This is a genomic window from Paracoccus sp. (in: a-proteobacteria), assembly GCF_046462195.1.
GTDB lineage: Bacteria > Pseudomonadota > Alphaproteobacteria > Rhodobacterales > Rhodobacteraceae > Paracoccus.
In genome coordinates, this window is record NZ_JBKGUN010000180.1 from 1 (window position 1) to 6,029 (window position 6,029).

A 6,029-nucleotide genomic window follows, 5' to 3' on the forward strand; every position below is an offset into this window, starting at 1 on the left:
CTCGGCCTATGCCAAATACGCCGACCCGCTGGGCGATCAGGAACTGGTCCCCGTGCCCATGCTGCAGGTCGAGGGCGCCGTGAACGACGGCACCTATCGCAAGCCCTCGATGCTGTTCGCGATCTCGAAGAACGCGCGCAATCCGCAGGCGGCGGCGCAGATCATCGACTGCCTGCTGAACGACCCCGAGGCGGTGGACATCCTCAAGGACTCGCGTGGGATCCCGGCCAGCAAGGTCGCGGCCGCGCGTCTGGCCGAACAGGGCTCCATCGATCCGAACATCGCCGCAGCCCATGACCTGGTGCTGGAAGGCAAGGGCCCGATCCCCTCGCCCCTGAACGAGCATCCCAAGGTCCGCGAGATCTTTGGCGATTACCTGGAAGCGGTGGCCTATGACCAGGTCTCTGCCGACGACGCCGCGGCCGAGATGATCGACGAGATCGATCGCGCCCTGCGCAGCTTCCGCTGATCCTGACCGGCGGCGTGCCCGGCGCGCCCCATCACCGACATCCGAAGGAGCATTCCATGAAGATGGATCTCGTGGCCGCAACGCCGCGCTCGGTCGCATTTCGTCTGGCAATCCCCGGCGCGCTGTATCGCCTTGCCGCGCCCTTGGCCTGGCAGGTGACCGGTCCCGGCTATGCCCGGCATGGCGTCACCGATCGCGTGATCACGCCCCTGCACGACCTGCCGCCCGGCATGGACCTGCGTGTCACCATTGACGGGTTTGACCCCTTCGGCCTGACGACACCACGTTGCGCGGGGGTTGCGGTTCTTGATGACCCTGCCCGCGCGCAGGCAATGCTGGACGCGCTGCCCGATGGCGGGACGCTGATCGTGCCCCAAGGCCGGTGGGAGGTCGATCCCCTGCTGATCCCTTCGCACAGGCACATCTATCTGGCCGAAGGCTCCGAGCTTGCCGCCCCTTCGGAGCGCGCGCGCTTTCCCATCCTGCCTGCCGACCAGGGCGGCAGCTGGGAGGGCCTGCCCGAACCCTGCTATCGCGGGGTCCTGACTGCAATCGGCGGGCGTGACATCAGCATCGCCGGGCCGGGCCGGGTGGATGGCGGCGGGGCACGCGGTGACTGGTGGACCTGGCCAAAGGAAACGCGCGACGGCGCGCGCCGAGCCCGCCTGCTGCACCTGATCGATTGCGACGGGGTCACTGTGCTGGGGCCGACCATCACCAATTCGCCCAGCTGGACCGTGCATCCTTATCGGTCGCGCAACCTGACCTTTGCCGCCCTGTCCATCCGCAACCCGTCGGACAGCCCCAATACAGATGGCTTGAACCCCGAAAGCTGCGAAGGCGTCCTGATCGAGGGCGTCCGCTTCTCGACCGGGGATGACTGCATCGCCATCAAGGCTGGCAAGCGCAGCGACGATGGCAACGGCGATCACCTTGCCCCCACCCGCGACATCCGCATCCGCCATTGCCGCATGGAATATGGCCATGGCGGTGTGGTGATCGGGTCCGAAATGTCGGGCGGTGTCAGTGACATCCACGTCTCGCACTGCGAGATGGAAGACACCGACCGCGGCCTGCGCATCAAGACGCGGCGGGGACGCGGGGGCAAGGTCGCCCGGATCAGCTTGACGGACTGTTCCTTTGACGGCGTGGACACGGTGCTGGCAATTAACGCCCATTACTTCTGCGACCATGACGGCCATGACAGCACCGTGCAGTCGCGGGACCCGCAGCCCGTGGGCCTCCTGACACCGCAGATCGGCGATATCGAAATCAGCCGCATCCGTGCCGACCGCGTGCGCTTGGCCTTTGCCGCCTGCCTTGGCCTGCCCGAAGCGCCGGTGACGGGCGTCCTGATCCGGGACGTCGCGCTGTCCTACGATGCCGCGCCGCCCGCCCCGCCGCTGATGGCCGACGGCCTGCTGGAGGTCAGCGGCGCCGGGCTGCTGGCCGAACATTGCCACATCTCGGCCCCTGACGACCTTCCCAACGGTCCCCTGACCCGCAAGGACTTTGCCCCATGCTGAATTACTTCGACGCCTTCGCGACCCGCTACCAGCCCTACAAGGGCGGCGCCTGGTGCTACGAGGACGGCTGCATCTATCGCGGCCTCGAACTGCTGCACGAAGCCACGGGTGAGGATCGCTGGCGCGATCACCTGCTGCGGCTGGCCAGCGCGCAGGTGGCCCCGGACGGGACGCTGGCGGGCTATGACCCGCTGGACTTCAACATCGACAACATCCTGGCGGGACGGGTGCTGTTCGCGCTGGACCGCTGGACGGGCGATCCGCGCTGGATGCGGGCTGCGCAGCGCCTGGGACGCCAATTGCAGGACCACCCCCGCACGGCGGGCGGCAGCTATTGGCACAAGAAGATCTATCCCCATCAGGTCTGGCTGGACGGCCTTTACATGGGGCTGCCCTTCCAGATCGAGCTTGCCCGGCAGCAGGGCGACCAGAGGCTGGTTCAGGATGCGCTGTCGCAGATGCGCGACGCGTTGACGATGACGGCACGGCCGGACGGCCTTTATGCCCATGGCTGCGACACGTCGCGGGCGCAGGATTGGGCGGATCCGCGGACGGGGCAGTCGGCCTCGGCCTGGGCGCGGGCTCTTGGCTGGACGGCGATGGCGCTGGTCGACAGTGCCGCACTGGTGGGTGGCCCGGCCTTTGCCGCGTCCGATCTGACCGGTCCCACCCGGGCGCTTCTGGCGCGGCTTGCGGATCTGCAGCAGCCGGATGGCGGGTGGCTTCAGGTGATCGACCAGCCGGACCTCCAAGGGAATTACACCGAAAGCTCGGCCACGGCGATGTTCGCCTATGCCTTGATCGCCGCCGGTCCTGTCGGACTGGCTCCTCAGCCTGCCGCCGCCTCTGCCAACCGCGCCATGGCATTTTTAAAGGAAAAGCTGCACCACGATGGCCAGGGCCATGGCTTTGGGGGGATCTGCCTCGTGGCCGGGCTGGGCGGTTTTTCAGGTGTGTATCGCGACGGAAGCCCCGCCTATTACCTGACCGAAGACGTGGTCGCGGACGACGCCAAGGGAACGGGACCGCTGATGATGGCCAAGGCGCGCCAGATCATGGCAGCAGAGCGTTCGGCTGCGGTCACGGGTTGAGGCTGCATTCTTTACTTGTATGGAAGTATGCAATATAACGGCGGAAAAGGTTGCCATGTTCGAAAGCATGATCCCCATCCGGACCGCCTCGACCGCCCAGCAGGTTCATGACTGGCTGTATCGCAGCGTGTTGCGCGGCGACCTGCTACCCGGCGCACGCCTGTCCGAGACCGAGATCGCGGAACAGATCGGCCTGTCCCGCCAACCCGTGCGCGAGGCTTTCATCCGCCTTGCCAGCGATGGCCTGGCCGAGATCCGGCCCCAGCGCGGCACTTATATCGGCCGCATCTCGATGCGCGCCGTCCTCTCGGCCCGACTGATCCGCGAGGCGGTGGAAAGCGACCTGGCTAGGATGGTGGCGCAAACTTGTCCGTCACTGGACGACATGGTCGCGCAACTGGCCGCACAGGACGAGGCGAACGAGGCGGGCGATGTTCCTGCCTTTATCGAGGCGGACGACCGTTTTCACCGGGCCATGGCTGTGGCTGCCGGCCACCCCGCCGTGTGGGAGGATCTGGACCGCCTGAAATCTCAGATGAACCGGCTGCGCCACCTTTCGATGCGTGCCTTCGATCGCGCGGCCACGATCGCCCAGCACCGGGCGGTTCTGACCGCGCTGGAGGCGGGCGATCCCGACGCGGCCGAGGCTGCCATCCGCACCCACCTGCGCCAGATGCTGACGGAACTGCCGCAGATGGCCGCAGCACATCCCGACTATTTCACCGACTGAGAGGATCCGATGAGGCTCGAGCACGGCCATGACATTTCCGCCCCCACCCGTCGCGGTATCGCCGCCGCACCATGCCCTCTCCGGCAGGTGCGGGCATGAACCACATCCTTTCGATCGGCGAGGCGATGGTCGAACTGTCGCAGGCCGACCAGCCCGATCTGTGGCGGGTGGGCGTTGCGGGCGACACGCTGAACACGGCCTGGTATCTGCGCCGCCTTTTGGGCAGCGATTGGCAGGTCGGTTACCTGACCCGCGTCGGCAGCGGCGAGTTCTCGCAAAAGGCATTGGACTTCATGGCAGCCGAAGGGATCGACACGACCCATGTGCTGCGTGAAGCCGACCGCGAGATCGGGCTTTATGCCATCAGCCTCAAGGATGGCGAACGCAGTTTCGCCTATTGGCGCGACATGGCGGCAGCGCGACGTCTGGCCGATGACCGCGGCGCGCTGGACGCAGCGCTGGCGGATTGCCGGCTGGCTTATGTATCCGGCATCACGCTGGCAATCCTGCCGCCGGAAGGGCGTGCGCGCCTGACGGACGCGCTGGAGGCGGCACGGGCCAATGGCACCACCATCGTCTTTGACCCGAACCTGCGCCCACGCCTGTGGCCCGATGCCGAGACGATGTGCAACGCCATTCAGGATGCCGCCGGTCATGCCGACCTGATCCTGCCCAGCTTTGATGACGAGGCGGCGCATTTCGGCGATGCGGACCTTCAGGCCACCGCCGATCGCTATCTGGCCTGCGGCGCCAAGCATGTGGTGGTCAAGAACGGCGGCGGCGCGATGCTTTATCAAGGGTCGGGCGGTCAGGGTGAAATCGCCGACCTTGTGCCCGAAACGCCGGTGGACACCACTGCCGCGGGCGACAGCTTCAACGCGGGCTATCTTGCCGCTTGGCTGGAGGGTGCCGATTGCGAAGCCGCCATCCGCGCCGGTCACGCGCTGAGCCGTCAGGTCATTCGACACCGGGGCGCCCTGGTGCCGGCAGCCGTTTCCACGCACGCCTGAGCCGTTCCCGAATAAAGAAGGGGGGCCGCTGCCCCCCTTTTTCCGTCAGACGACCGCGCCGATCTGCCAAGGCAGGAATTCGTTGTCGCCCAGTCCCAGATCCTCGCTTTTCGTCGCCTCGCCCGAGGCCACGCGCAGGATCAGGTCCACGATCTGCCGGCCCTTCTCCTCCAGCGTGACGCCGGACATGATGTCGCCGCAGTTCATGTCCATGTCGTCGCGCATGGCGGCGTAAAGCCTGTCATTCGTCGCCAGCTTGATCGTCGGCGCGGGCTTGGACCCGAAGGCCGAGCCCCGCCCGGTCGTGAACACGATCAGCTGCGCCCCGCCAGCGATCTGCCCTGTGGCGGACACCGGATCATAGCCCGGTGTGTCCATGAAGTTCAGACCCGGCGCAGTGATGGGCTCGGCATAGTCCAGCACCGCGTTCAGCGGCGTGGCACCCGCCTTGGCCACAGCACCAAGCGACTTTTCAAGGATGGTGGTCAAGCCGCCGGCCTTGTTGCCGGGGCTGGGGTTGTTGTCCAGAGAGGCTCCGTTCTTGGCGGTATAATCCTCCCACCAGCGCAGCCGTTCCAGCAACTTGTCGGCCAGTTCGGGCCGGGCTGCCCGATCCAGCAGCAGACGCTCGGCCCCATAGATCTCGGGCGTCTCAGACAACACGACCGAGGCCCCCTGCGCGGCCAGGATATCGCAGGCGACGCCAAGCGCCGGGTTCGCGGTGATACCTGAAAACCCGTCCGAGCCGCCGCATTGCAACCCGATCTTCAGCGCAGCGGCGGGCGTCGGCGCACGCGTGGCGGCATTCACCTGCGGCAGCATCTGGCGCACGCGGGCCTTGATCGTCTCGATCGTCGTGCGTGTGCCGCCATTGTCCTGGATGGTCAGACCGTGAAAGCGTGCGGCTTCGCCCAGTTCCTGCTTCATCCGGGCGATCTGCATGACCTCGCAGCCGAGGCCCACGAACAGCGCGGCGCCGACGTTGGGATGGCCCGCATGGCCTGTCAGCACACGCTGCAGCGCCTGCCAGCCCGGACCGCTGTCGGCCATGCCGCAGCCGGTGCCATGGGCAAAGGCCACCACCCCGTCCACGTTCGGATAGGGCGTCAGCGCGCCCTCGATCCGCAGTTCTTCGGCGGCGCGGCGGATCACCGTGGCCGAGCAGTTGACCGTCGCGACCAGCGCGATGAAGTTGCGCGTGCC

The 6,029-nt window shown here is 66.8% G+C and carries 5 protein-coding genes and 1 pseudogene; 5 read left to right on the plus strand and 1 reads right to left on the minus strand.

Annotated elements, in window-relative coordinates:
• The 5 genes and pseudogenes from ACLHHB_RS11335 to ACLHHB_RS11355 all read left to right on the plus strand — a co-directional run.
• Positions 1-469: pseudogene (locus tag ACLHHB_RS11335) on the plus strand (carbohydrate ABC transporter substrate-binding protein); the annotation flags it as partial.
• 56 nt (positions 470-525) lie between these two features.
• On the plus strand, positions 526-1,995 hold the full coding sequence (locus ACLHHB_RS11340) for a glycoside hydrolase family 28 protein (protein ID WP_410218391.1): 1,470 nt from the start codon (positions 526-528) through the stop codon (positions 1,993-1,995).
• Entirely contained in the window at positions 1,989-3,086 is a 1,098-nt protein-coding gene (locus ACLHHB_RS11345) for a glycoside hydrolase family 105 protein (protein WP_410218392.1), read from the plus strand. The genes ACLHHB_RS11340 and ACLHHB_RS11345 overlap by 7 nt, the downstream gene beginning before the upstream one ends.
• A gap of 55 nt (positions 3,087-3,141) precedes the next feature.
• Positions 3,142-3,816: a GntR family transcriptional regulator gene (locus tag ACLHHB_RS11350; RefSeq protein ID WP_410218393.1), complete on the plus strand. Its 675-nt coding sequence runs from the start codon at positions 3,142-3,144 to the stop codon at positions 3,814-3,816.
• A 95-nt stretch (positions 3,817-3,911) separates the two neighbouring features.
• Complete coding sequence (locus ACLHHB_RS11355) at positions 3,912-4,826, plus strand: sugar kinase (RefSeq protein WP_410218394.1); 915 nt, start codon at positions 3,912-3,914, stop codon at positions 4,824-4,826.
• A gap of 45 nt (positions 4,827-4,871) precedes the next feature.
• Here ACLHHB_RS11355 and ACLHHB_RS11360 read toward each other — a convergent pair.
• Positions 4,872-6,029: UxaA family hydrolase (locus ACLHHB_RS11360; RefSeq protein ID WP_410218395.1), on the minus strand; the 1,158-nt coding region annotated here is incomplete at its 5' end.

Excerpts from the sequence above, each read along its gene's own strand:
- ACLHHB_RS11340 (WP_410218391.1), top strand. The coding sequence starts at position 526 with ATGAAGATGGATCTCGTGGCCGCAACGCCGCGCTCGGTCGCATTTCGT.
- ACLHHB_RS11355 (WP_410218394.1), top strand. The coding sequence starts at position 3,912 with ATGAACCACATCCTTTCGATCGGCGAGGCGATGGTCGAACTGTCGCAG.
- ACLHHB_RS11345 (WP_410218392.1), top strand. The coding sequence starts at position 1,989 with ATGCTGAATTACTTCGACGCCTTCGCGACCCGCTACCAGCCCTACAAG.
- ACLHHB_RS11350 (WP_410218393.1), top strand. The coding sequence starts at position 3,142 with ATGTTCGAAAGCATGATCCCCATCCGGACCGCCTCGACCGCCCAGCAG.